The organism is Proteus vulgaris (genome assembly GCF_011045815.1).
Classification (GTDB): Bacteria; Pseudomonadota; Gammaproteobacteria; order Enterobacterales; family Enterobacteriaceae; genus Proteus; species Proteus vulgaris_B.
The window spans coordinates 368,729-392,226 of record NZ_CP047344.1; the positions used below are offsets into that span (position 1 = coordinate 368,729).

21 protein-coding genes are annotated in these 23,498 nt (G+C 37.8%); 19 read left to right on the forward strand and 2 right to left on the reverse strand.

Translation table 11 applies throughout. The features are described from left to right. Positions 1-93 precede the first annotated feature (93 nt). The 11 genes from murQ (at position 94) to ilvN (ending at position 10,629) form a co-directional block, all read left to right on the forward strand. A complete protein-coding gene (murQ, locus tag GTH24_RS01855) occupies positions 94-1,005 on the forward strand; it encodes an N-acetylmuramic acid 6-phosphate etherase (RefSeq protein WP_115351179.1) in 912 nt (303 codons plus the stop codon). A gap of 42 nt (positions 1,006-1,047) precedes the next feature. Further along, positions 1,048-2,412 carry a PTS transporter subunit EIIC gene (locus GTH24_RS01860; protein WP_164525882.1) on the forward strand — a complete coding sequence of 455 codons (1,365 nt, stop codon included), beginning with the start codon at positions 1,048-1,050 and terminating at the stop codon, positions 2,410-2,412. 24 nt (positions 2,413-2,436) lie between these two features. Next, positions 2,437-3,288 carry a MurR/RpiR family transcriptional regulator gene (locus GTH24_RS01865; protein ID WP_072069513.1) on the forward strand — a complete coding sequence of 284 codons (852 nt, stop codon included), beginning with the start codon at positions 2,437-2,439 and terminating at the stop codon, positions 3,286-3,288. After that, positions 3,288-4,076 carry a sulfite exporter TauE/SafE family protein gene (locus GTH24_RS01870; protein WP_072069512.1) on the forward strand — a complete coding sequence of 263 codons (789 nt, stop codon included), beginning with the start codon at positions 3,288-3,290 and terminating at the stop codon, positions 4,074-4,076. Before GTH24_RS01865 ends, GTH24_RS01870 begins: the two co-directional genes overlap by 1 nt. A gap of 313 nt (positions 4,077-4,389) precedes the next feature. After that, on the forward strand, positions 4,390-4,491 hold the full coding sequence (gene speFL, locus GTH24_RS22430; RefSeq protein ID WP_109372621.1) for a leader peptide SpeFL: 102 nt from the start codon (positions 4,390-4,392) through the stop codon (positions 4,489-4,491). A gap of 134 nt (positions 4,492-4,625) precedes the next feature. Continuing rightward, on the forward strand, positions 4,626-5,618 hold the full coding sequence (gene argF, locus GTH24_RS01880) for an ornithine carbamoyltransferase (RefSeq protein WP_072069511.1): 993 nt from the start codon (positions 4,626-4,628) through the stop codon (positions 5,616-5,618). A gap of 15 nt (positions 5,619-5,633) precedes the next feature. Continuing rightward, entirely contained in the window at positions 5,634-6,581 is a 948-nt protein-coding gene (gene arcC / locus GTH24_RS01885; RefSeq protein WP_072069510.1) for a carbamate kinase, read from the forward strand. A 101-nt stretch (positions 6,582-6,682) separates the two neighbouring features. Further along, on the forward strand, positions 6,683-8,194 hold the full coding sequence (locus GTH24_RS01890; RefSeq protein ID WP_164525883.1) for a YfcC family protein: 1,512 nt from the start codon (positions 6,683-6,685) through the stop codon (positions 8,192-8,194). Between the two features lie 242 nt (positions 8,195-8,436). After that, the gene (gene ivbL, locus GTH24_RS01895) at positions 8,437-8,535 is read left to right on the forward strand and encodes an ilvB operon leader peptide IvbL (RefSeq protein ID WP_071788573.1); all 99 of its coding nucleotides are present in this window, start codon (positions 8,437-8,439) and stop codon (positions 8,533-8,535) included. A 108-nt stretch (positions 8,536-8,643) separates the two neighbouring features. After that, positions 8,644-10,341 (forward strand): acetolactate synthase large subunit, encoded by a 1,698-nt coding sequence (gene ilvB, locus GTH24_RS01900; RefSeq protein WP_072069508.1) that lies wholly within the window; start codon positions 8,644-8,646, stop codon positions 10,339-10,341. Positions 10,342-10,344: 3 nt separating this feature from the next. After that, positions 10,345-10,629, forward strand: coding sequence for an acetolactate synthase small subunit (gene ilvN / locus GTH24_RS01905; RefSeq protein ID WP_006535577.1), 285 nt, complete (start codon positions 10,345-10,347; stop codon positions 10,627-10,629). Positions 10,630-10,676: 47 nt separating this feature from the next. On the opposite strand, the gene GTH24_RS01910 is transcribed toward ilvN, so the two are convergent. Then, positions 10,677-11,255 carry a helix-turn-helix domain-containing protein gene (locus tag GTH24_RS01910; RefSeq protein WP_069368071.1) on the reverse strand — a complete coding sequence of 193 codons (579 nt, stop codon included), beginning with the start codon at positions 11,253-11,255 and terminating at the stop codon, positions 10,677-10,679. A 185-nt stretch (positions 11,256-11,440) separates the two neighbouring features. On the opposite strand from GTH24_RS01910, the gene GTH24_RS01915 reads away from it, so the two are divergent. The 6 genes from GTH24_RS01915 (at position 11,441) to GTH24_RS01940 (ending at position 19,214) form a co-directional block, all read left to right on the forward strand. Then, positions 11,441-12,187 (forward strand): sulfite exporter TauE/SafE family protein, encoded by a 747-nt coding sequence (locus tag GTH24_RS01915; RefSeq protein WP_431311718.1) that lies wholly within the window; start codon positions 11,441-11,443, stop codon positions 12,185-12,187. A 200-nt stretch (positions 12,188-12,387) separates the two neighbouring features. Further along, entirely contained in the window at positions 12,388-13,575 is a 1,188-nt protein-coding gene (locus tag GTH24_RS01920; RefSeq protein WP_072069506.1) for an MFS transporter, read from the forward strand. A 743-nt stretch (positions 13,576-14,318) separates the two neighbouring features. Then, positions 14,319-15,665 carry an NCS2 family permease gene (locus tag GTH24_RS01925; RefSeq protein ID WP_164525884.1) on the forward strand — a complete coding sequence of 449 codons (1,347 nt, stop codon included), beginning with the start codon at positions 14,319-14,321 and terminating at the stop codon, positions 15,663-15,665. Between the two features lie 127 nt (positions 15,666-15,792). Then, positions 15,793-16,296, forward strand: coding sequence for a GNAT family N-acetyltransferase (locus GTH24_RS01930; protein ID WP_072069504.1), 504 nt, complete (start codon positions 15,793-15,795; stop codon positions 16,294-16,296). Between the two features lie 393 nt (positions 16,297-16,689). After that, positions 16,690-18,339 (forward strand): Na+/H+ antiporter, encoded by a 1,650-nt coding sequence (locus GTH24_RS01935; RefSeq protein WP_072069503.1) that lies wholly within the window; start codon positions 16,690-16,692, stop codon positions 18,337-18,339. A 2-nt stretch (positions 18,340-18,341) separates the two neighbouring features. Continuing rightward, a complete protein-coding gene (locus GTH24_RS01940; protein ID WP_072069502.1) occupies positions 18,342-19,214 on the forward strand; it encodes a carboxylate/amino acid/amine transporter in 873 nt (290 codons plus the stop codon). Here the strand turns inward: GTH24_RS01940 and metR are convergent. Continuing rightward, positions 19,129-20,082 (reverse strand): HTH-type transcriptional regulator MetR, encoded by a 954-nt coding sequence (gene metR, locus GTH24_RS01945; protein WP_115351170.1) that lies wholly within the window; start codon positions 20,080-20,082, stop codon positions 19,129-19,131. The genes GTH24_RS01940 and metR overlap by 86 nt on opposite strands. A 106-nt stretch (positions 20,083-20,188) precedes the next feature. Here metR and metE point away from each other — a divergent pair, with 106 nt between their 5' ends. Continuing rightward, the gene (metE, locus tag GTH24_RS01950) at positions 20,189-22,462 is read left to right on the forward strand and encodes a 5-methyltetrahydropteroyltriglutamate--homocysteine S-methyltransferase (RefSeq protein ID WP_164525885.1); all 2,274 of its coding nucleotides are present in this window, start codon (positions 20,189-20,191) and stop codon (positions 22,460-22,462) included. A gap of 175 nt (positions 22,463-22,637) precedes the next feature. Continuing rightward, on the forward strand, positions 22,638-23,465 hold the full coding sequence (locus tag GTH24_RS01955) for a hypothetical protein (protein ID WP_072069499.1): 828 nt from the start codon (positions 22,638-22,640) through the stop codon (positions 23,463-23,465). Positions 23,466-23,498: the final 33 nt, after the last annotated feature.

The following is a 23,498-nucleotide window of genomic DNA, read 5'->3' on the forward strand; positions in this document are numbered from 1 at the left end:
TGATTTATTTCACACCATCAGGACAAATAGGATTGAAATATAATTTCATTAAATGTATTTTTAATTGAAATTTGGTTTCATAAGGTTGTTGTGATGAAAGAAGATGCATTGAGCCAATGTCTTAAAAATGAAAGTAACCAAGAAACAACCCAATTTTCAGAGTTAAGTGCATTGGAATTGGTCACATTAATCAATAGTGCAGATATGACGGTTGCAAATGCAGTCAAAAAAGAATTACCAGCTATTGCCTATGCGGTAGAAAAAATTACTGAACGTTTGCAAAAAGGTGGGCGTATTTTTTATGTTGGTGCAGGAACGAGTGGGCGATTAGCGGTATTAGATAGTGCCGAATGTCCGCCAACTTTTGGTGTACCTTCTACATTAGTGCAGGCAATTATTGCAGGCGGTCATGATGCAATGCTAAAAGCAGTTGAAAATATTGAAGATAGCCAAGAGGCGGCAATTGAAGAGCTTCAACGTCGCCATGTTAGTGATAAAGATGTCGTTATTGGTATTGCTGCAAGCGGTCGAACTCCTTTTACGGTTGCCGCGTTGCAATATGGCAAGGAATTAAAAGCGTTAACAATATCTATTACCACGCGTGGAAAAAGTGAGATGAGTGAGATTGCTGATTTATCTATTGCACCAGACGTAGGCGCAGAGGTATTAACTGGCTCTACAAGAATGAAAAGTGGTACTGCTCAAAAAATGATTTTGGGTATGTTAAGCACCAGTGTAATGACTAAGCTCGGTAAAGTGCATAAAAACCTGATGGTAGATGTGATTGCGAGTAATGAGAAATTACAACGTCGTGCTGAAGGTATTGTTAGCGAAGTGTGTGGAATTTCCAATGAAAGAGCCAGAACACTATTACAAATGGTTAATTATCATCCTAGAAAAGCCATTTTAATGTATGAACTTCATCTAAGTGTGGAGAAAGTTGAGCAAATCACACAGCAATATCCTTATCGTTCGCTACAACAGCAACTTGCCCTATTTAATTAATAACAATATGAGTAAATACTCTGAACTTTAGCAGGCATACATATGGCTAATAAAATAGAACACCTCGACACGTTAGCAATAGAAATAGAAAAACATGCTGGTGGGTTTCAAAATGTGGCAACCTTAACACATTGTATGACTCGCATTCGATTGGTTTTAAAGGATAGTTCGCTGTTTAATGCTGATGCTTTAAAACAAGTCGAAGGCGTTAAAGGTGTTGTATTTAATGGTGAGCAACATCAAGTGATTGTCGGAATGGGAACAGCTGCAAAAGTTTATTCCATCATGAATAAGCGTATGCAAAAAAGTTCAGCAAGTAGTGAAGATGAGCCTGCGTCAACACCTGTGAAAAAAGGGTTTTCTATTCGCCGTATGCTTAATACGTTAGCGGCTATTTTTGTTCCTACGATCCCCGCATTAATTGGCTGTGGCTTGATTATGGGGCTAATTAATATTATTCGTTTAATGGCTCCCGGTTTAGTAGATCAGTTCCCTGAGTTATTTAAATTATTCAAATTAATCGGCAGTACCGTTTTTGCTTATCTCTCCATTATGATTGGGATAAATACAGCGAAAGAGTTGGGTGCATCAACTTCGATTGGCGCGGTAATGGCTGGATTATTAGCCATGCCAGGGCTTGCTGATATCACGTTATTTGGTGAGAAATTACAGCCAAACAGTGGTGGAATTTTTGCCGTCTTAATGGTTGTGGTATTCTCTTCAAAATTAGAACTGTGGTTTCGTAGCATCGTTAAAGAGAGTCTCGATCTTATTCTTACGCCCTTTGTGACGATTTTAGTCTCTTCACTTGTGGCGATTATGATATTCCAGCCTATCGGTCATTACCTTAATCAGTTATTAGCGCAAGGCGTATCATTATCACTATTAAATCAAGGTGGTGGTGCGGTTGTAACTGGTGCTGCGTTAGGGGGGAGTTTCTTATTTTTACTCTTAACGGGATTACATCAAGGATTAATTCCTATTCATACCGAAATCTTAAATACTTTTGGTTTAAATTACCTGTTCCCTATTTTAGCTATGGGCGGAATGGGGCAAGTAGGCTCTTGTTTTTGGGTTTATCTACGTACTAAAAATCAACGTTTAAAGAAAACATTAATGGGCGCATTACCTGTGGGTATTTTCGGCGTCGGTGAGCCGCTATTATTTGGTGTTTCTCTTCCATTAGGAAAACCTTTTGTAGCGGGATGTATTGGTGGTGCTGCTGGTGGTGCATTAATGGCATATTTCCAAGTGGGGATCATTATTCCATTTGGTACTGCTGGGTTATCATTAATTCCGTTAGTTGGTGATGGGCAAATTATTAAGTTCCTGATCGCGGTATTAGGTGCATGGATTGTCGGTTTTATTGCCAGTATGCTAATGGGTTTTACTGATCCAGAAAAATAAGCCAGTGATAAAAAGGATAACAGAATGTCAACGCTGACAAAAAAGCTTGAAAGTTTGCTAACACAAGGCAAAGGTACAGAACAACGTATCGCTCATTATTTATTAGACAATAGTGAGAATATTGCCAGTATGAATGCGGCTGATCTGGCACTTAAAGCCGGTGTAAGTAGTGCTTCTGTTATCCGTTTCTCTCGTCAAATGGGATATCGTGGTTATCCTGAATTTAAAATTGATTATCTTTCAGAAGAAAAGCAACAAAAAAGCAGTGGCGATATTCTTTATGGTAATTTAGCGAAAACAGATCCGACAGAATTAATTATTTCAAAAACAGGTCATCTATTTACTAGCGCTATTCAGGATTCATTGGCTTTGTTAGATCCCAAGTGTATTGATCTGCTGGCTGAAAAAATGGTCTCAGCTAAACGTATTGTCCTGTTTGGTATTGGAGCATCAGCAGTCGTAGCAAGTGATATTTTTCATAAGCTTATTCGTGTGAATAAAAACGCCTTATTTAGTTCGGATCTTCATGCTCAACTGGCTTATTCTGCCAATTTATCAGTTGATGACTTTGCTATCGCGGTTACTGCACGAGGCAATACTGCTGATATTAATCGTATGTTGAAATCGGCAAAGAATGAAGGCTGTTTAACGGTGGCATTAACCCGTTTTGGGCAAGATGAAGCGACTCGTTTATCTGATTATACTTTGCCTTATTTTTATGATGAACAACATTCTCAATTGGGAGTCATTACACCACAAGTTTTACAAATGGTGGCTTTTGATGTGTTGTTTTTTAAATATATGACACTGGCGAGTGAGTCAGCAGAAAAAGCCTTATTAAAAGGGCGAGAAGCTGTCATGCAAGGAAATCAATAATGTTACTTATCACCACATTAGCGGTAGGTGCTACTATTGGTTTAATTATTAGCACAACGGGCGTGGGTGGCGGTGTTATTGTTTTACCTGTATTGACGTATTTTTTTGGTATGAATGCATTAATGGCTGTGGCGACTGCAAATTTATTATCGATGTTGATGAAAGTCACCTCGTCTTATATGCATTTTCGCCTTGGCAATATTCCTTTTAAAAGAGCAATGATTGTATTAGGAATAATGCTACCAAGTACCTTTTTGGCCAGCGTTTTGGTTAACTATTTGGGTTCATTAGAGCAGTATCAGCAACAAGTAGAGTGGGGAATTAATGCGCTTGTCGTGGGTGCGATTGTTTTTTCTCTTTTTCTCTTCGTGCAGAGAATGTTTTTCTCGTCACCTCCCGTTGTGATTAAAAATATAAAACTAGCACCTTTAAATATTAAAGCACTTTTACTTCCTGCGGTTATGGCAGGGGTTATTTTAGGTGCAACCGGTGTCGGGGGTGGTGTAGTTGTATTACCGTTATTGTTGCGTTATGCAAACCTCTCTATTAAGCAGGCCATTGGTACTTCTATATTTACCACAACATTGTTATCGGGATCTTCGGCACTGGCTTATATGCAAGACGGGCATACGGATATTCATTTGGCGCTTTTGTTATTTTTAGGCTCGTTGATCTCGATTCCGCTGTCTAAATGGTTGCTAATAAGGATGCCTGATAGGGTGTTTCAGTATGCGACTTTAGTTTTAATTATTTGTAGTGCTGTAATGATGCTGGCTAAATTATTTTAATGTTAAAATATATCATTGATATTAACATTTATAAAATCTCATAAATAATAACCAAATAAAGTCTGATTATTTTTATTGGTTTATTTTGTATTATCTTATTAATTTAATTGAGATAGTTTTATAATATAAATTCAATTCTCCTTGTAATATATGTGTGTTAATGGGATGTTTGATTTATTATTTATTATTTATTTTTAATGGGATATGATTTTAGTCATAAATAGATAATTGAGATGATAATCACATTAATGTTAATTCCTATATGTTTCACTGTAACCCTCATTTAATACCTATAGATGAAGGTACTAGTATTATGGAAAATAATAATAGGAAAACGCCTCATATTAGACGTATTGCCCACATTATGATGTATAAACAACGTCAATGCTTTCATTTCTCCGTTTTTAACGGCTAAGCTCTCTTTCCTCACGCTAAAAATATAAAGCATATTTCCTAATAACGTGTGTTATTGGGGGAGTCTCTATTTTTATAAATAAAAAATCATTTTTAACTCTATTATTATCAGAATAATTAGGAGATAGGATTATTATGTCTATTAATATTAAAGGTAGAAGTTTTTTAAAATTACTCGATTTTTCATCTGCTGAAATTCAATATTTATTAAAGTTATCTAAACATTTTAAATCATTAAAAATGACCGGTATTCCTCATCGTTCTTTGGAAGGTAAAAACATTGTTTTATTATTTGAAAAAACCTCAACACGGACACGCTGCGCTTTTGAAGTTGCGGGCTATGATTTAGGAATGGGGGTGACTTATCTTGATCCTGGCTCATCACAAATGGGGAAAAAAGAGTCTATTGAAGATACTGCACGTGTGTTAGGGCGTTTCTATGATGGTATTGAATATCGTGGTTTCGATCAGTCATTAGTTGAAGAGCTGGCGGCGAAATCAGGAGTACCAGTATGGAATGGTCTTACTGATAAATTCCATCCAACTCAGATGTTGGCGGATATGCTGACTGTTGAAGAAAACTTTGGTCATTTAAAAGGGCTTAAGCTGACTTTCTTTGGTGATGCTCGCAATAATGTTGCTAACTCTTTAATGGTGGTTTGTGCGAAATTAGGCTTACATTTTACAGCGTGTGGCCCAGCATCTTTAATGCCAGAAGATCAACTTGTGAAAGAGTGTCGTGCAATTGCGGCAGAAAATGAAGGCTCTATTACGTTAACCGAGGATATTGAAAAAGGGGCAAAAGACGCGGATGTTCTCTATACCGATATTTGGGTTTCAATGGGTGAACCAGATAGTGTATGGGATGAGCGAATTCGCTTATTAAAAGCCTATCAAGTAAATAGTTCTATGATGAAAATGGCAAATCCTCATGCGATTTTCTTACACTGTTTACCTTCATTTCACGATCGTTTAACTATTATTGGTGAAGATATTTATCAGAAATTTGGTTTGAGTGAAATGGAAGTGGCTGATGATGTTTTTGAATCTCGCCAATCAAAAGTTTTTGATCAAGCTGAAAACCGTATGCATACCATTAAAGCAGTTATGTTCGCCACTTTAAGCTAAAGCAAGGAGTTAACAATGCCTAAAAAGGTATTTATTGCTTTAGGAGGAAATGCATTAGGAAATACGCCACTAGAGCAAAAGCAGATAGTACGAAAAACCGCTAAGCCTATCGTAGATTTGGTTGAGAAAGGTTACCAAGTCATTATTGGTCATGGTAATGGCCCACAAGTTGGGATGATAAATTTAGCTATGGATTATGCATCACAACAAAATATTGGCACGCCTTATATGCCATTTGCTGAATGTGGTGCGATGAGCCAAGGTTATATCGGTTATCACTTACAACAAGCTATTAATGATGAATTGTGTGCACGACATCTAAATAAAAATCATGGATGTGCAACAATAGTGACCCAAGTGGTTGTTGATAAAAATGATCCTGCTTTTTTATCACCTACAAAACCAATTGGTGCGTTTTATACTCAACAGCAAGCTGAGGCGATTCAAAAAGAGCATGGTTTTCATTTTATGGAAGATGCAGGGCGTGGATATCGTCGCGTTATTCCATCACCAAAGCCGTTAGAAATTGTAGAATCACCGATTATTAAACAGTTAGTTGAACACAATATCGTCGTGATTACGGTTGGTGGCGGTGGTATTCCTGTTATTAGGAAAGATGATTTATTAGAGGGCATTGATGCCGTTATTGATAAAGATAACTCCAGTGCTAAATTAGCTGTCGAATTAAAAACGGATATTTTACTGATATTAACGGCTGTTGATAAAGTGGCAATTAATTTTAATAAACCAGAGCAAGTCAACTTAGATAAAATAACACTCTCTCAAGCTGAAGAATATATTTCTCAAGGACAATTTGCTAAAGGAAGTATGTTACCTAAAGTTGAAGCTTGTCTTAATTTTATAAAAGAAAGTCACAAGGATGCTCAAGCAATTATTACTTCTTTAGATAATGCATTATCTGCCTTAGAAGGAAAGACAGGCACAATAATTATCTCTAATTAATATTGTTTTTATTATTCTAAAACTAACTTTAAAAATAAACACTGCCAGTTAGATATTATTTCTACTGGCAGTCGTTACCTATTATTTAAGTCGAGGACGCTATGAAACTTAAAAAGTTTGCGTTTCCGACCGCATTTACTATTTTATTTGCAATTACAGTAATTGTGGTTGGCTTAACGTGGATTATTCCGGCAGGCGAATATCAACGATTAAGTTATAACTCAGCAGAACCATCATTAGTGGTTGCGAAAATAGATGGTTCTCATGAAGTATTACCTGCAACTCAAGCGACATTAAACGATTTAAATGTCTCTATTGAAATTAATAAATTTACTGATGGAACAATTAAAAAACCAATAGCGATACCTGGAACCTATGAACGTGTAGCACAGCAACCCAAAGGGATAATGGATATTACCGAAAGTATGGTGAAAGGGACAATAGAGGGGGCTGATGTTATTGTTTTTATTCTTGTTTTGGGGGGGCTTATTGGGGTTGTTAATAAAACCGGTGCATTCAATGCAGGTTTAACTGCACTGGCAAATCGAACCAAAGGTAAAGAGTTTTTAGTGGTATTTGGTGTCACGATTATATTATCCATAGGCGGGACAAGTTGTGGGATTGAAGAAGAAGCCGTAGCTTTCTATCCCATATTAGTACCGATATTCTTAATATTGGGTTATGACGCTATTGTGTGTGTTGGGGCTATTTTTCTTGCGTCTTCAATGGGGGCTGGATTTTCAACTGTTAATCCATTCTCTGTGGTCATTGCCTCAAATGCATCAGGAATAAGTTTTATTGAAGGGATTGGCTTTCGTACGATTGGGTTAGTTATAGGTACAATTGGTGTTTTGGTTTATTTATATTGGTATTGTAAAAAAATCAAAAAAGATCCTGCTTTTTCTTATAACTATGAAAATGCCGAAAGTTTTAAACAGCGCTTTTTAAGTAATTACGATCCAAACGAAATATTAGAATTTTCATGGCGTCGCAAAATGATCCTCTGCTTATTTGTTGCCGCTTTCCCTATTATGGTTTGGGGCGTCATGGATATGGGTTGGTGGTTTCCACAAATGGCTGCTCTCTTTTTAGCCATTGCCATCGTCATTATTTTCCTTTCTGGATTAAAAGAAAAAACAGCCATTGATGGGTTTATTCACGGGGCATCTGAATTAGTAGGCGTTTCATTAATTATTGGTTTAGCGCGAGGTGTTAACCTTGTGATGGAACAAGGTAAAATTGCCGATACTATCCTTGAGTTTATGTCTCATATGGTTGCAGGAATGCCGCCAAGCCTATTCTTATTAGCACAGCTCGTTGTTTTTATTTGTTTGGGTTTTATTGTTCCTTCCTCTTCTGGCCTTGCGGTCTTAGCGATGCCAATTATGGCACCATTAGCAGACGCAGTCGGTGTTCCTCGTTATATGGTGGTATCAGCATATAATTGGGGGCAATATATTATGTTGTTCTTAGCCCCTACTGGACTGGTATTAGCAACCTTGCAAATGTTAGATATCTCCTATAACAAATGGCTCAAATTTATTATGCCAATGGTGGTATTTATGTTTGTACTTTCGGCAACATTACTCTTGGTTCAAGTGGCGTTTTTATAAAATTGAGTTGGTGTGTTTACGCAGATAAAAGGATTTTTGGTTATTCTGTAATGTGAAATTAATCTGGTTTTTTGTGCTGTTATCGTCATTATTTTTTGGTTTTCATTAGAAGTGATCTAGCTCTCGTTTTTAGTGGTGATAAAAAATAAACCGAAAAAAAAGGTTGTTAATTTGTAGAAGTTATGTTTTTTTAAATACAGATAACACGTAAACACATCATTAAATTAATTGATAGGTAACCCATGATCATCACTACTCTACTACAAAGCCTACGACTAACAGCGCACATCGCGGCTGTGGTTGTCGTGCGTGTGGTGGTGGTCGTCGGCAAAGCGCCGTAACGGGTCCGAATCAACACAGTTTCGAAACCCCGCCGGCGCATTAACCGGGCGGGGTTTTTCATTTCTACCTGCCCATCAAGTCCGGCTTAGAACAAAGGACAGATAAAAATGGGTGATCAACAAGAAAACGCCACAACAAGTAGAACGTTTACTGGCGCACAATTAATCGTTTATTTACTGGAACGACAAGGCATTACGACAGTTGCGGGTATTCCTGGTGGGGCTGCACTTCCTTTGTATGATGCATTGAGCCAAAGTAACTCTATTCGACATATTTTAACTCGCCATGAGCAAGGTGCGGGTTTTATTGCACAAGGTATTGCAAGAGCAAATGGTAAACCTGCTGTGTGTATTGCCTCAAGTGGTCCAGGTGCTACGAATTTAGTGACAGCTATTGCTGATGCTAAACTGGATTCTATTCCTTTGGTTTGTATTACAGGCCAAGTCTCTTCAGCCATGATCGGAACCGATGCTTTCCAAGAAGTTGATACCTATGGCATGTCTATTCCCATTACTAAACATAACTATTTAGTACGCGATATTGCGGACTTGCCTGGCATTATTTGTGATGCATTCCGTTTAGCAATGTCAGGAAGACCGGGGCCAGTTTGGGTTGATGTGCCTAAAGATATTCAGCAAGCCACGATTACATTAGAAGCGTTACCACCTATTCCACAAAAGGATCCTGTTCCCACATTTAATACTGATTTAGTGATACAAGCGGCACAAATGATTAATCAAGCTAAAAATCCCGTTTTATATTTAGGAGGGGGAATTATTAGCTCTGAGGCATGTAAAGAGGCAATTGAATTGGCAGAGAAAAATAATCTGCCAACAACCATGACCTTAATGGGGTTAGGCTTAATGCCACCTTCGCATCCTTTGTATTTGGGGATGTTGGGTATGCATGCGACTCGTAGTACTAATTTTATTTTAGAAGAAGCGGATCTGTTGATTGTATTAGGGGCTCGATTTGACGATCGTGCCATCGGTAAAGCAGAGAAGTTTTGCCCTAATGCTAAAATTATTCATGTTGATATCGATCGCGCTGAAATTAGCAAGATCAAACGCCCTGATATCGCGATCCATGCTGATGCAAAATCAGTGTTATCACTGTTATTACCATTGATTAATACCAATAAACGTAATGAATGGATAGAACGTGTTACGACACTGAAACAAGAATATCCATTAGAGATGAAAAACTCTGAAAATATTCTGAGTGGTTACGGTATTGTATTGGCGGCCGCAAATTGCGTAGATGATGATGCGATTATTACAACTGACGTAGGACAACATCAGATGTGGGTAGCACAAGCGTATCCGTTAAATCGACCTCGACAATGGCTAACTTCAGGTGGATTAGGCACGATGGGGTTTGGTTTACCTGCCGCAATTGGTGCGGCGTTAGCTGAGCCAGATAAGAAAATCCTCTGCTTTTCGGGGGATGGCAGTATTATGATGAATATTCAAGAGCTTGCCACTGCGGCTGAACACCAATTAGATATCAAAATTATTTTGATTAATAATCAGGCATTAGGATTAGTTCACCAACAACAAACGCTATTTTTTGAAGAGCGCATTTATGCCGCTGCTTACCCTTATCAAACAGATTTTATTCGTATTGCACAAGGTTTTGGTTTAGATACCTGTGACTTAAACCAGGAAGCAGATCCCGCTGGTGCATTGCAAGCTGCTATTGAAAAACCAGGGCCTTGCTTAATTCACGTTATGATTGATATCCATGAAAAAGTGTTTCCGATGGTTCCACCAGGGGCTGCAAATATTGAGATGATAGGAGCTTAATTTATGTCAAACCAATCACAACCTATCGCGCTGGAATTGATTGTTCGCAACCATCCCGGTGTTATGACCCATATTTGTGGTCTATTTGCTCGTCGCGCATTTAACGTCGATGGCATTTTGTGTTTACCAATGAAAAATAGTGATAAAAGTCGTATTTGGCTATTAGTGCAAAAAGATGATCGCCTAATGCAGATGGTCAGTCAGGTAGAAAAGCTTGAAGATGTAAAAGAAGTGAGATTTAGCGACGATTTACGAGTTTTTGAGCAAATGGAAAGTTATTTAAATTAATGCAGATTGGCTCTCTCTTTATCATTAAGAGCGAGCCAATATCGTGCTTAAGGGCGGTGATGATAATGCTGTTGATTTGGGCTAGACATAATCACGGATGCGCGTAGGTGTCCTTCCACACAGATATAAGAGTGGGGGGCATTGCCATGAAAAGCATAAAAATCCCCAGTTTCTAATAAGACGGTTTCGTCGTTATCAAAACGCATCATTAATTTACCGGAATAGACCATGATGTGTTCTTGAGTGCCATCAGCGTGAGCAGGGCTATTAATAATCGCGCCATGCTTCATCTCAATATGCCAAATCTCAGTAATATTGCCGATACCAATACGGAATTTAAACTCTTGGGCATAATCACCAACGATAGGTTTATGTCGTTCTAAACGAGGGTATTCTTCGCGTGTAAAACTAAATAAATCTCCCAAAGGAAAGCCAAGCGCTATTGCGATAGCCTCTAAGGTATCGATCCTCGGATTAGAATCACCAGATTCTAATTTTGACAATGCAGCCTTGGATATTCCCGATTTTCTTGATAACTCATTAAGTGACAAGTTTCGAGATTGTCTTAGTTGTTTGACTTTATTACCAAGGTACTCATTCGTTTTTTTAGGAGGTTGTGGGTTCATTGCCAATTCAAAATATCGTTAGTTTAAAAGTGCCATTCTTATTAGATGATAACACTAATTAACCGTCTTCGGAAAAATGAGATCCTATTTCTGCTGTATTTTATGAATAGCCTTATGATAGCTGTTCGATTTTTAATAATTAAGCTAATATCATTTTTGAAAATGATAACTATTTAAGGCTTATTGTGATGGAATTACTGAGTTGGGCTGATATTTTTGTGTGCCTACTGACCTTATTTTTTGCTTATGTTATTTTTGGTATGGCAGGGTTTGGCTCAGCATTAATTGCAGGTCCTGTATTGGCAATTTATTTACCACTTTCAATGATAGTGCCATTATTGGCATTAATTGATTTAAGTGCCGCTGTGGTTAATGTATTAAGAGATGGAAAACAAGCTGATTTCAAAGAGATACGCTATCTTATTCCGCTGATTATTATTGGTAGTCTTATCGGTGCGAGTATTCTATTAACAACCCGCCCTGACTTACTTTCTCTTCTTCTCGGTATTTTTGCTGCTTGTTATGCACTTTATGCACTATTTTGGAAAAAACAAGAAAGCCAATTTTCTCAACGTTTAGTTTATCCTTTTGGATTAATTGGCGGCGTATTTAGTGCTTTATTTGGCAGTGGTGGCTTTTTATATGCCATTTACTTGTCAGGACGAATTGCAGATAAAAATAAATTCCGTATTACACAAACGACGTTGATTGGTTTCAGTACATTAACTCGAGTTGTGATTTTTTTATTTGCAGGAATTTATTGGCAATTAGATATTCTTAAGTTAGCTGTTATTTTCTTACCAGCCATGTTTGCAGGTGTTTGGTTAGGGCGAAATTTAACATTACGTATGTCGAAAGCACGATTTATGAGTGTGATTTATACCATTGTATTGATATCTGGTGCTGTGCTTATTTACCGTTATTTCTCTTAAGATCCTTAGGGTAATTTACGGTGAAGTGAGAATATTGTGAAAGGTAAAGATCTTCGTGAACCAAATGGAGATCTTTCTCTAATTAATGTTATTTTTTAAGCATGTTTATCTATTTCTTATCCCCTATAATACAACAATATTTTATTTAACTACCTTTCTTTTATTACAGAGGTTTCTGTGACTCACAGAAACAAAATAACATGTCACATCAAAATTATCGCCAATCTGAAGTTTTTGCGATAACAACTATCACGGTAAGTATTGGCGTTATCGGGATTGTTATCGGATTAACTATTCCCATGGTTGCACTACGCCTCAATTTAGCGGGTATTAGTGAATCTATCATTGGACTTATTTCTGCCGCACCAGCTATTGGGATGTTAATTATTTCACCCTTTGCTCGACGTATTGTGCAATGGATTGGTAAACGCTTTGCCATGCTATTAGCTACCATTGTTTCTGCAATAAGCTTATTACCCTTAATGGGAAGTTTGCCTCTAGAGTTGTTATTTCCTTTGCGATTAATCACTGGTATTGCCAGTGGTGTGATGATTTGTTTAGGAGAAACGTGGATTAATGAGCTTTCACCAGATAATAAACGTGGGCGGATTTTAGCGGTATATACCACGGTATTTACTATTAGCCAGTTATTAGGGCCTTCAATTATTGCACTTTATGGCATTGCAGATAAAACACCGATTTTAATTAGCGTCTTTATTCATATTATCTCTATTATCCTGTTTTTAATGATGGATCAAAAGACGGGTGATAAATTACCAAAAGATACACAAGAGCCTAATTTTTCTATTATCCGCTTTGTTAAAGTTGCACCAGCAATCTGTGGCGGTATTGTTTTCTTTGCTTTTTTTGATGGTACCGTACTTTCTATGTTTCCTATTTATGGTTTAAGTATGGGACACACTGAAGCTATTGCCGCAATGATGATAAGCGCGATTTTAGCGGGTGATGCAATTATGCAAATGCCATTTGGCTGGCTTGCTGATCATATGAATAGGACTCGGTTATATCGAATTTGTGGTGTGGTAACGCTACTTGCAAGTTTATTATTACCTATCACTATGTCTCACTCATTTTTAATTTGGCCTTTATTACTGGTGTTGGGCGCAACAGCGGGTGCGATATATACCATTGCATTGGTGCAAATAGGACAATATTTCTCAGGTAATGATCTGATGGTCGCTAATGCATCAGCAGCCATGTTATGGGGAGTGGGTAATTTATCTGGGCCTTTGCTGGCAGGGGCGTTGTCAGAAATCTCTTCATCTTCACTACCATTCTTATTGGTCGCCATGACAGGTTTATTCTTAGTTTCAACGATGGAACGTTGGAATGTGGGTGTTGAAGCACTCAATAGCAGTTCGTCTTAATATTATTTCTTCTTTATCGTATTCCATTTAGGGTGATAGGAATACGATAGAGGAAGTCTTCCTTTTCTTTATTTCTCAATATTTAAATTTTATCTTATTGTTTTTTATAAATGATTATAATTATCTTTCGTAATTGTACTTATTTTAAAAGTTATTAAGAATAATCTAGAAATGTTTATATTGAACAGAAGTAATTTGCTAAAACGACGTTTATTCATCTAACGTTAGAAGTAGAAGATAATACTATCTTCAGAGAAAAATAATGAATACTGCAAATCATTAATCGCCACACATTGGGAATGGGAGGTATTATTTATCTAAGCAACTTATTAAAGTTACTAATAATAGATAGATATACCTAGTTATCATGGTGTGTAATATAAATTCAATTAAAACAATTGGTTAATCTTTTTCTATACTGTGGAATAAGCATGGTATTGGATGACCGCACAAAAGTAGAATGATGAGGAAAGTCGGTAGTGGCTTTCCTCTTTTTCTTTTTCTCTCACTTTAAATTATCTTTTTATGACATTTTTATTAAAAATATATTTTTTCGCTTGATTCTTACCCTAAAAGCACCAGATAATCGTTTGCGTCAAATTCTCTCACTCAATCCACACGAAAAACCAAACGTTTGCTTTTGACTCCCTCTTAAGATCCTTATCAGTAAGAGGTTATTTTAATTGATACGTAATCGTTTTCGTTTTTTGGAGAGTGAACCGCTTTTATGTCAGAGGAATGTAATGTCTGCTAATCAATCAGCAACTACTGGTAAACTGGATAGCTATTTTAAACTTACAGCTCGAGGTACAACTGTTCGCAAAGAAATGATCGCCGGTTTGACGACTTTTCTGGCTATGGTGTATTCCGTGATTGTTGTTCCTAGCATGTTAGGACAAGCCGGTTTTCCGCATACTGCAGTTTTTATTGCAACCTGTTTAGTCGCGGGATTGGGCTCCCTTCTAATGGGATTGTGGGCAAATCTTCCTATGGCGATTGGTTGTGCTATTTCATTAACAGCATTTACCGCTTTTAGCTTGGTCTTGGGACAAAATATCTCTGTGCCTGTTGCATTAGGCGCTGTATTTTTAATGGGGTGTTTATTCACGGTCTTCTCATTAACGGGCATTCGCACTTGGATCTTAAAAAACATTCCGACAGGTATTGCTCATGGCGCAGGAATAGGGATAGGTTTATTTTTACTTTTAATTGCCGCCAATAGCGTTGGACTTGTCGTTAAAAACCCATTAGATGGTTTACCTGTGGCGATGGGTAAATTCACTTCATTTTCTGTTCTGATGTCTCTTGCAGGTTTAGCCGCTATTTTCGGATTAGAAAAACGCAAAGTCCCAGGTGGCGTATTATTGGTGATTGTTGCCATTTCTATTATTGGGCTGATTTTCGATCCTAATGTAAAATATCAAGGTGTTTTTAAAATGCCTCAATTAGGTGAAGAAGGACTTTCTTTATTATTCGCAATGGATATTAAAGGAGCATTACAACCTTTAGTTTTACCAAGTGTTCTTGCGTTAGTGATGACTGCGATTTTTGATGCAACCGGGACTATTCGTGCCGTTGCCGGTCAAGCCAATTTATTAGATAAACGCGGACAAATTATTAATGGCGGAAAAGCACTGACTTCTGACTCTGTCAGTAGTATTTTTGCGGGTGTAATTGGTGCCGCACCTGCTGCCGTTTATGTTGAATCAGCTGCTGGAACAGCCGCAGGTGGTAAAACCGGGCTAACTGCAACTGTGGTGGGTATTTTATTTTTACTGATCCTTTTCTTATCGCCTCTCTCTTATTTAGTTCCAGCTTATGCAACGGCACCTGCATTAATGTATGTGGGTTTATTGATGCTAGGTAATGTCACTAAGTTAGATTTCAGTGATTTTGTTGATGCAATGTCAGGCATGGTGTGTGCCGTCTTTATTGTTTTAACGTGTAATATTGTTACTGGCATTATGCTAGGTTTTGGTTGTTTAGTGATTGGTCGAGTATTTGCCGGCGAATGGCGTAAACTCAATATTGGTACCGTATTAATTACAATTGCTTTAGTGGCATTTTATGCGGGTGAGTGGGCGATTTAATTCGAATCATCGGTTTTAAAGACAAAAAGCGGAATATATCTATATTCCGCTTTTTTACTATTTATTTATCTACTTTAATTCGCTATTGTCGAAATTAAGCTTAGTTGTTAAATAATTGGTAGAATATATGCAAGAAATAAAAATACGCCATGGCGAACCAGACGACGCAGCCGCAATTCAACAGTTATATACTCATCCTGATTTATATATTTGTACTTGCCAATTTCCTTACCCTTCTGTGACGATGTGGAAAAAAAGATTACTCGAATTCGCAGAACAAAATATTCCTAATTTTGTAGCAACTATTGATGGTCAAGTTGCGGGACATTTAGCACTGATAATTGATAATCATCCTCGTCGTCGCCACATTGTAAGTTTTGGTATTGGTGTGGGTGCCGAGTACTCCGGAAAAGGTGTCGGTAAGTTACTTATCAATACAGCAATCGATTATGCATTCAATTGGTTAGCCGCAACACGTTTAGAGTTGGAAGTGTATTCAGATAATGAAAAAGGCTTACATTTATATAAAAAATTAGGCTTTGAAGTTGAAGGTATACGCCGTAAAGCAGCATTTAGAGACGGAAAGTATTGTGATGTTGTCATGATGTCGATGTTAAGAACGATTGAATAATCATGTAAATAAGCGATGCAGCTCTAAAAATTAATCGACATTGTCTTTTATTTGTTATTTTTATTTAATTTCTTAATGTTTTACGTTTGTATACGAGTAATTACATCGTTTAGACGGAAAAAGAGAAATAAAAACGTATGCTTTCGATGTTTAATGCCGTTAATCAATAGAGAGTAATGAGAAGTGTGCAATTTGTTACGTTAGATACGATTAATCTTAATTTTAAATAATCGCGCATGAGTCTGTGTGGGATCTGTTTAAAATAAGGAAAGGTAAAGAAAGGCATGGCGCATAAGTTTTTGCAGGGTGTGTTTTTTTATCATTCAGTAGGGTTTTCTTTTTTAAGGAAAAGATAACAGGTTTTTGGGATAAAAATAGGCATGTAAGGGTAACATGGAAATTTTCTTTACTATTTTGATTTTAATACTGGTGGTTTCAGTTTCGGGAGTTATTACAAAACTAATTCCCTTTCGTGTTCCGTTACCATTAATACAGATTGTGATAGGGGCTTTATTGGCATGGCCTCAGTTTGGTTTACATGTCACTTTTGATCCTGAATTATTCCTCGTCCTATTGATCCCTCCTTTGTTGTTTGTTGATGGTTGGAAAACGCCAACACGAGAATTTATTCAAAATGGGCGTGAAATTTTTATTCTTGTGCTTGTTTTAGTGATGGTAACTGTTGTTGGTATTGGCTATTTAATTTATTGGATGATGCCAAGTATCCCACTGATTTCTGCATTCGCATTAGCGGCGGTGCTTTCTCCAACGGATGCGGTAGCACTTTCTTCTATTGTCGGTAAAGGGCGAATACCTAAGCGGATAATGGGCATTTTAGAGGGTGAAGCATTAATGAATGATGCTTCAGGTCTGGTTGCCTTGAAATTTGCGGTTGCTGTGGCAATGGGCACCATGGTGTTTACTGTGGGTGGCGCAACACTTGAGTTCTTTAAAGTCGCTGTCGGCGGGCTACTGGCCGGTATTGGCGTCACCTTGATTTACAGTAAATCTCTGCGATTAATGAGTCGCTGGAGTGGTGATGATCCTGCTACACAAATCGTCTTTATGTTATTGCTACCTTTCGCATCCTACTTAATTGCAGAGCATATTGGTTTTTCAGGAATTTTAGCTGCAGTTGCTGCCGGTATGACTATCAGTAAATCCGGTGTTATTCGTAATGCACCACTCGCAATGCGTTTACGTGCTGATAGTGTGTGGTCAATGCTTGAATTTGTCTTTAACGGCCTGGTCTTTATTATGCTTGGCTTACAACTTCCGATTATTTGGACAAGCTCTGTTATTCAAGCCGACCTTGATCCAGAAGTTGAAGTATGGATGTTGTTTGCTGCCGTATTCGTCATCTATTTTGCATTACTTATTTTACGTTTTACATGGTTATGGCTGATGAAAAAAATTAGCCGTATCTTTATGAAAAAACACCCACTTGATTTCGCCAATTATACAACGCGTGAACTGTGGCTTTCGTCATTTGCTGGTGTTCGTGGTGCGATTACTCTAGCTGGTGCGCTTTCTATTCCACTCTTTTTAACCGATGGCAGTACTTTCCCTGGGCGTTATCAAATCATCTTTATCGCAGCAGGTGTTATTTTACTGTCAATCCTTGTCGGTATTATTTCGCTTCCTTTCCTGTTGAAAGGCGTGAAAACTACCGATAAAGAAGCCGATAAAAATGAAGTTCGTTATGCGCGAAAAATCATGGCAGAAGTGGCGATTGTCAGCTTGAATAAAATGGAAGAGCGTTTAGCCGCGAGTACAGAAGAGCAACTCGATGCAGAAGAAATTAATGAAGTTGCTTCTCGGGTAACGGGCTATTTACGACGTCGTACTGCAACTCAAGATGAAATGGTTCATAACATGTTAGAAGAAGATCTTGAAAGACGTTTTCGCTTAACTGCATTACGTGCTGAACGTGGTGAGCTTTACCATTTGAGGGCTACGCGAAAAATCAGTAATGAAACACTCCAATTGTTGCTACATGAATTGGATTTAATGGAAGCATTGTTAGTTGAGAAAGATAGTTAATTATGTGGTTGCTCATTATTACAACACTGTTATGGGCAGCCTCTTTTAGCCTGATTGGCGAATATCTCGCGGGTCAGGTTGATAGTTGGCTCTCTGTTTTGATCCGTGTTTCTTTAGCGGCTTTGGTCTTTTTACCTTTCTTACGTTGGAAGGGAATTCGTTTTAAGGTAATTTTGCTTTATATGAGTGTGGGAGCTTGCCAACTTGGTATCATGTATCTGTTTGTCTTCCATGCTTATAACTATTTGACCGTCGCAGAATTCTTACTGTTTACCGTATTAACACCACTTTATGTCACGTTAATTTATGATCTATTAGAACGTCAAAAATTACGCTGGGGTTATGTATTTAGCTCTTTATTAGCAGTGTTAGGCGCCGCTATTATTCGTTATGACCATTTAAGTGATGATTTTTGGTATGGGCTATTATTAGTGCAACTTGCTAATATTTTCTTTGCTATCGGCCAAGTGGGTTATAAGCGATTAATGGAAGTACATCCAATTCCACAACATCATGCGTTTTCTTGGTTTTATCTTGGTGCAGTTGCCGTTTCACTGGTTGGTGCATTGTGTTTTGCTGATTGGCAGAAAATACCAACAACATCACTACAATGGGGGGTTTTATTCTGGCTAGGAATAGGAGCTTCTGGAATAGGCTATTTCATGTGGAACTATGGTGCTACACAAGTTGATGCTGGAACCTTAGCTATTATGAATAACATGATGGTTCCAGCTGGGTTATTAGTGAATTTCTCTATTTGGCAACAACATCCAAATTGGCCAAGTTTCATCATAGGCGCGAGCCTGATTGTTGCATCACTTTGGTTCCATCGACGCTGGATACACCGACCTGTTTTACAAAAGGAAGATTGTTAACAGCGTGCTGACCTGATAAACGAATAAATTCACGAATTGCCGGTTGATGTTGCTCTCCACTGCGATTGGCTGCATATAACCGGCTCCATAATCCCTCACCTAATGTTTTTGTCACCACTAATCCTTGTTTTTCAAAATTCTCTACTGCCCAATGAGGTAGAGCAGCGATCCCCATGCCAGCCGCAACCATTTGAATTAACAACAATGTATTATCGACATGTTTAAAATGTGGTGTTATTCCTGCGGGTTGTAAAAAATGGCGCCACACATCAAAACGCTCTCTTTGCACAGGATAAATAAATAAGGTTTCTGCAATTAAATCTTGTGGCTGAATATGTAAGCGATTTGCGAGAGGGTGGTCGGGCGATAAAACCAGTTTAACTTCATAGTCAAACAGTGGAGTATAGTGCAAACGTGCATCATCTAAAATATCAGAAGTTAGCACTACATCTAATTCACGTTGTAGTAATGCTGGTTGTGGATCAAACGTAACCCCCGAATGGAAATCAACATTGACTTCAGGCCATGTTTGGCGATATTGCTGTAATGCGGGTGTTAACCATTGAATACAACTATGGCATTCAATCGCAATATTTAAATTTGAACTCCCCGGCTCATTACACGCTTCAATCGCTCTGCGTACGATAGGCAGAACTTCTTCAGCTAATTTGACCAGTACTTCACCTTGTGGGGTAAAACGCAGTGGTTGGCTTTTACGCACAAAAATTCGATAACCCAGACGATGTTCTAATTCACTAAATTGATGTGAAAGAGCCGACTGTGTTTGATGTAGTTGATTTGCTGCGTTAGCAAGAGAGCCTGTGTGCTTTAGTGCCAATATCGTTTTTAAGTGTTTTATTTCTATCATGAGAAACCTTCAGGTTGTTGATGAAAAATTTGCGCTTGTGATTTATACACTACCTGTAGATTATGGATGTGTAAACATCTAGACGGCTAAAAATAGGATTTTAATTATGACAATTCGCAATCACACACTGGGTTTCCCTCGTATTGGCTTAGATAGAGAGCTAAAAAAGGCACAAGAAAATTATTGGGCAGGCAAGATTTCACAAGAAGAACTTATCGCAGTGGGTAAAACACTTCGTGCTCGTCACTGGCAGCAACAAGCAGATGCGGGTGTTGAATTATTACCTGTTGGTGATTTTGCTTGGTATGACCAAGTATTAGGAACAAGTCTATTGTTAGGCAACGTGCCACCTCGCCACCGTAATGAAGATGGCTCATTAGATCTTGATACATTATTTAGAGTTGCGCGTGGTAGAGCGCCAACGGGTAAACCTGTTGCCGCATCTGAAATGACGAAATGGTTTAATACTAACTATCACTATATCGTGCCAGAATTCCAACAAGGTCAATCATTTACCTTTGCGTGGAAAGAGTTATTAGATGAAGTAGATGAAGCATTAGCTCTTGGTCATAAAATAAAACCGGTACTACTGGGTCCAGTGACTTATCTTTGGTTAGGCAAAGTAAAAGGACCTGATTTTGATAGATTAACGCTTTTAAAAGAAATTCTACCTATTTATCAACAAGTTCTTAATGCATTAAAAGAAAAAGGTATTGAGTGGGTACAAATTGATGAGCCTGCATTGGTCTTGGATTTACCAATTGAATGGCAAAACGCATACCAAACTGCTTATCAAGCATTAACGGGGCAGGTTAAATTACTACTGACAACTTATTTTGATAGTGTTTCTCATCATCTTGATATTATTAAGGACTTACCTATTAATGGGCTTCATGTTGATGTTTCAGCAGGCCAAGATGATTTGCAACACTTACATCAAACATTACCTAAAGATTGGGTGCTGTCATTAGGTGTCATTAATGGCCGTAATGTTTGGAAAGCCGATTTGAGTACACGTTATCAGCAAGTCGTTGCGCTAAAAGATAAACGTCCATTATGGATCGGAACTTCATGTTCATTACTGCATAGCCCAATTGATTTAAAGGCAGAAACTAAACTTGATGATGAAGTAAAAAGTTGGTTTGCTTTTGCTATTCAAAAATGTGAAGAAGTGGCTTTGTTGACTAGGGCACTAAATGCACCCGAAGGCGAGTATGATGATCAATTGGCACAATACAGTGCCCCAATTCGTCAACGTCAGCATTCTACTCGCGTGCATAATGCCAAAGTGGCCGCTCGTTTAGAGTCGATTAAAACGCAAGACAGTGAACGAAATTCACCTTATACCCAACGCGCAGAAGTTCAACGTGCTCGGTTTAATCTGCCATTATGGCCAACCACGACCATTGGTTCATTTCCACAAACTACTGAAATTCGTACTGTGCGCCTTGATTTTAAAAAAGGAAATATTGATACAGTCGCTTATCGCAAAAATATCAGTGAACATATTAAGCAAGCGATAACAGAGCAAGAAAACCTAGGCCTCGACGTATTAGTGCATGGTGAAGCTGAACGTAATGACATGGTGGAATATTTTGGCGAGCATTTTGATGGCTATGTCTTTACACAAAATGGTTGGGTACAAAGTTATGGCTCACGTTGTGTAAAACCACCAGTGATTATTGGAGATATTAGTCGTCCGGAAGCCATTACTGTGGATTGGGCAACTTACGCACAATCATTAACTGAAAAGCCAGTCAAAGGAATGCTAACAGGGCCAGTGACAATTTTATGTTGGTCGTTCCCTCGTGAAGATGTGACGCGTGAAACAATTGCAAAACAGATTGCGTTAGCACTACGTGATGAAGTAGACGATTTACAAAAAGCGGGTATTGGTATAATCCAAATAGATGAACCAGCCTTACGAGAAGGATTACCACTGCGTCGTGATGAATGGCAAGCTTATCTTGATTGGGCAGTTGATGCCTTTAAATTAAGTGCCGCTGTCGCTGATGATGACACCCAAATTCATACTCATATGTGTTATTGCGAGTTTAATGACATCATGAATTCTATTGCTGCATTGGATGCTGATGTGATTACTATCGAAACATCACGTTCAGATATGGAGCTTTTAGAAGCCTTTGAACACTTTGATTACCCAAATGAAATTGGACCAGGTGTTTATGATATTCACTCACCTAACGTGCCCAATGTGGAATGGATTGTGGGATTATTAAGAAAAGCGCAATCGCGTATTCCAGCAGAGCGTTTATGGGTGAATCCAGACTGCGGATTAAAAACACGAGGCTGGACTGAAACACGTGCAGCATTAGCGAATATGGTGGAAGCAGCTAAATATTTACGCCAAAACGCATAATAAAATAATTACTTATTAGCCTGCTATTTTTGAATGGTTACTTTGATAAAGAGTTATATCATAAAAATAGCAGGCTAATTTTATATAAATAAAAAAGAGTATTAATTAAAACTCAGAACAAATCTTATTATTGATATTCATTAGAGTTGCTATACTGCGAAAACTCTTTAATTTTATGGATATAATTATTGTGCAAACTAGCATTAAACTTTCGGATAAGGTATTAGATGCTTTTCCAACTCGACCTTTGAAATTAGTTCCACTAAGAGGAGACGGTGGATTATTTCGCACCTTATTCTTAGTTATTTTCATGTTAGCAATGACTGTATTTAGTGCTTATCAAATTCCCAATATTCTTTATGATTATAAAATCAGTGAGAATGCAGTACCTGTTGATGCTACAGTAAATGGCTCTTGTCGTTCTCAACTCTTTGTTTTGACTAACTGTAGTGTTGATTTACGCTATAAAGGCAATGAAGTCTCGCGTAATTTTACTTTTTTAGATTTAGGCCCTAAAGATGTATTAGTTGAACCCGTCGCTGATGCAAATGATCTCAGTAAAATGACCGTTGATGTGGCGATAGATAATATTTGGCTTCGCTTAATTAGTACGATTATTTTTATCGGTTTATTTGGTTTTAGTGTGATCTTTTTTATTTATCGTCAAATACTGACGAGTAAAGTGAGAAAAGCATTATTATCAGTGGGTACTCAGCCTCTAAAATTAATAGCAATCCCGGCAAAAATGGTTGTGAGTAATAAGCAATTTATTGCAACTTATCATCTTAACTTAGATGGTAAAGATATTCGTATTGCTTATTCAGGAAATAAGAAAACACCTCCTATTGTGATTGAGCAAAATGGAAATACTTATGTCTTAGCTGTTTATTCACCACAACAAAATATCCCTTATGCTTTAGATGTGCCTTTAGAGCGTATTCAAGCAACGCCAGAAGAGAAACAACGTTTCCATGACGCGTTAATTGAGGAAGGTTTGCTGTAATCAATTTTAATGATTAAGAACATAATGCGTTTT

Excerpts from the sequence above, each read along its gene's own strand:
- murQ (WP_115351179.1), top strand. The coding sequence starts at position 94 with ATGAAAGAAGATGCATTGAGCCAATGTCTTAAAAATGAAAGTAACCAA.
- GTH24_RS01860 (WP_164525882.1), top strand. The coding sequence starts at position 1,048 with ATGGCTAATAAAATAGAACACCTCGACACGTTAGCAATAGAAATAGAA.
- GTH24_RS01865 (WP_072069513.1), top strand. The coding sequence starts at position 2,437 with ATGTCAACGCTGACAAAAAAGCTTGAAAGTTTGCTAACACAAGGCAAA.
- GTH24_RS01870 (WP_072069512.1), top strand. The coding sequence starts at position 3,288 with ATGTTACTTATCACCACATTAGCGGTAGGTGCTACTATTGGTTTAATT.
- speFL (WP_109372621.1), top strand. The coding sequence starts at position 4,390 with ATGGAAAATAATAATAGGAAAACGCCTCATATTAGACGTATTGCCCAC.
- argF (WP_072069511.1), top strand. The coding sequence starts at position 4,626 with ATGTCTATTAATATTAAAGGTAGAAGTTTTTTAAAATTACTCGATTTT.
- arcC (WP_072069510.1), top strand. The coding sequence starts at position 5,634 with ATGCCTAAAAAGGTATTTATTGCTTTAGGAGGAAATGCATTAGGAAAT.
- GTH24_RS01890 (WP_164525883.1), top strand. The coding sequence starts at position 6,683 with ATGAAACTTAAAAAGTTTGCGTTTCCGACCGCATTTACTATTTTATTT.
- ivbL (WP_071788573.1), top strand. The coding sequence starts at position 8,437 with ATGATCATCACTACTCTACTACAAAGCCTACGACTAACAGCGCACATC.
- ilvB (WP_072069508.1), top strand. The coding sequence starts at position 8,644 with ATGGGTGATCAACAAGAAAACGCCACAACAAGTAGAACGTTTACTGGC.
- ilvN (WP_006535577.1), top strand. The coding sequence starts at position 10,345 with ATGTCAAACCAATCACAACCTATCGCGCTGGAATTGATTGTTCGCAAC.
- GTH24_RS01910 (WP_069368071.1), bottom strand. The coding sequence starts at position 11,255 with ATGAACCCACAACCTCCTAAAAAAACGAATGAGTACCTTGGTAATAAA.
- GTH24_RS01920 (WP_072069506.1), top strand. The coding sequence starts at position 12,388 with ATGTCACATCAAAATTATCGCCAATCTGAAGTTTTTGCGATAACAACT.
- GTH24_RS01925 (WP_164525884.1), top strand. The coding sequence starts at position 14,319 with ATGTCTGCTAATCAATCAGCAACTACTGGTAAACTGGATAGCTATTTT.
- GTH24_RS01930 (WP_072069504.1), top strand. The coding sequence starts at position 15,793 with ATGCAAGAAATAAAAATACGCCATGGCGAACCAGACGACGCAGCCGCA.
- GTH24_RS01935 (WP_072069503.1), top strand. The coding sequence starts at position 16,690 with ATGGAAATTTTCTTTACTATTTTGATTTTAATACTGGTGGTTTCAGTT.
- GTH24_RS01940 (WP_072069502.1), top strand. The coding sequence starts at position 18,342 with ATGTGGTTGCTCATTATTACAACACTGTTATGGGCAGCCTCTTTTAGC.
- metR (WP_115351170.1), bottom strand. The coding sequence starts at position 20,082 with ATGATAGAAATAAAACACTTAAAAACGATATTGGCACTAAAGCACACA.
- metE (WP_164525885.1), top strand. The coding sequence starts at position 20,189 with ATGACAATTCGCAATCACACACTGGGTTTCCCTCGTATTGGCTTAGAT.
- GTH24_RS01955 (WP_072069499.1), top strand. The coding sequence starts at position 22,638 with ATGGATATAATTATTGTGCAAACTAGCATTAAACTTTCGGATAAGGTA.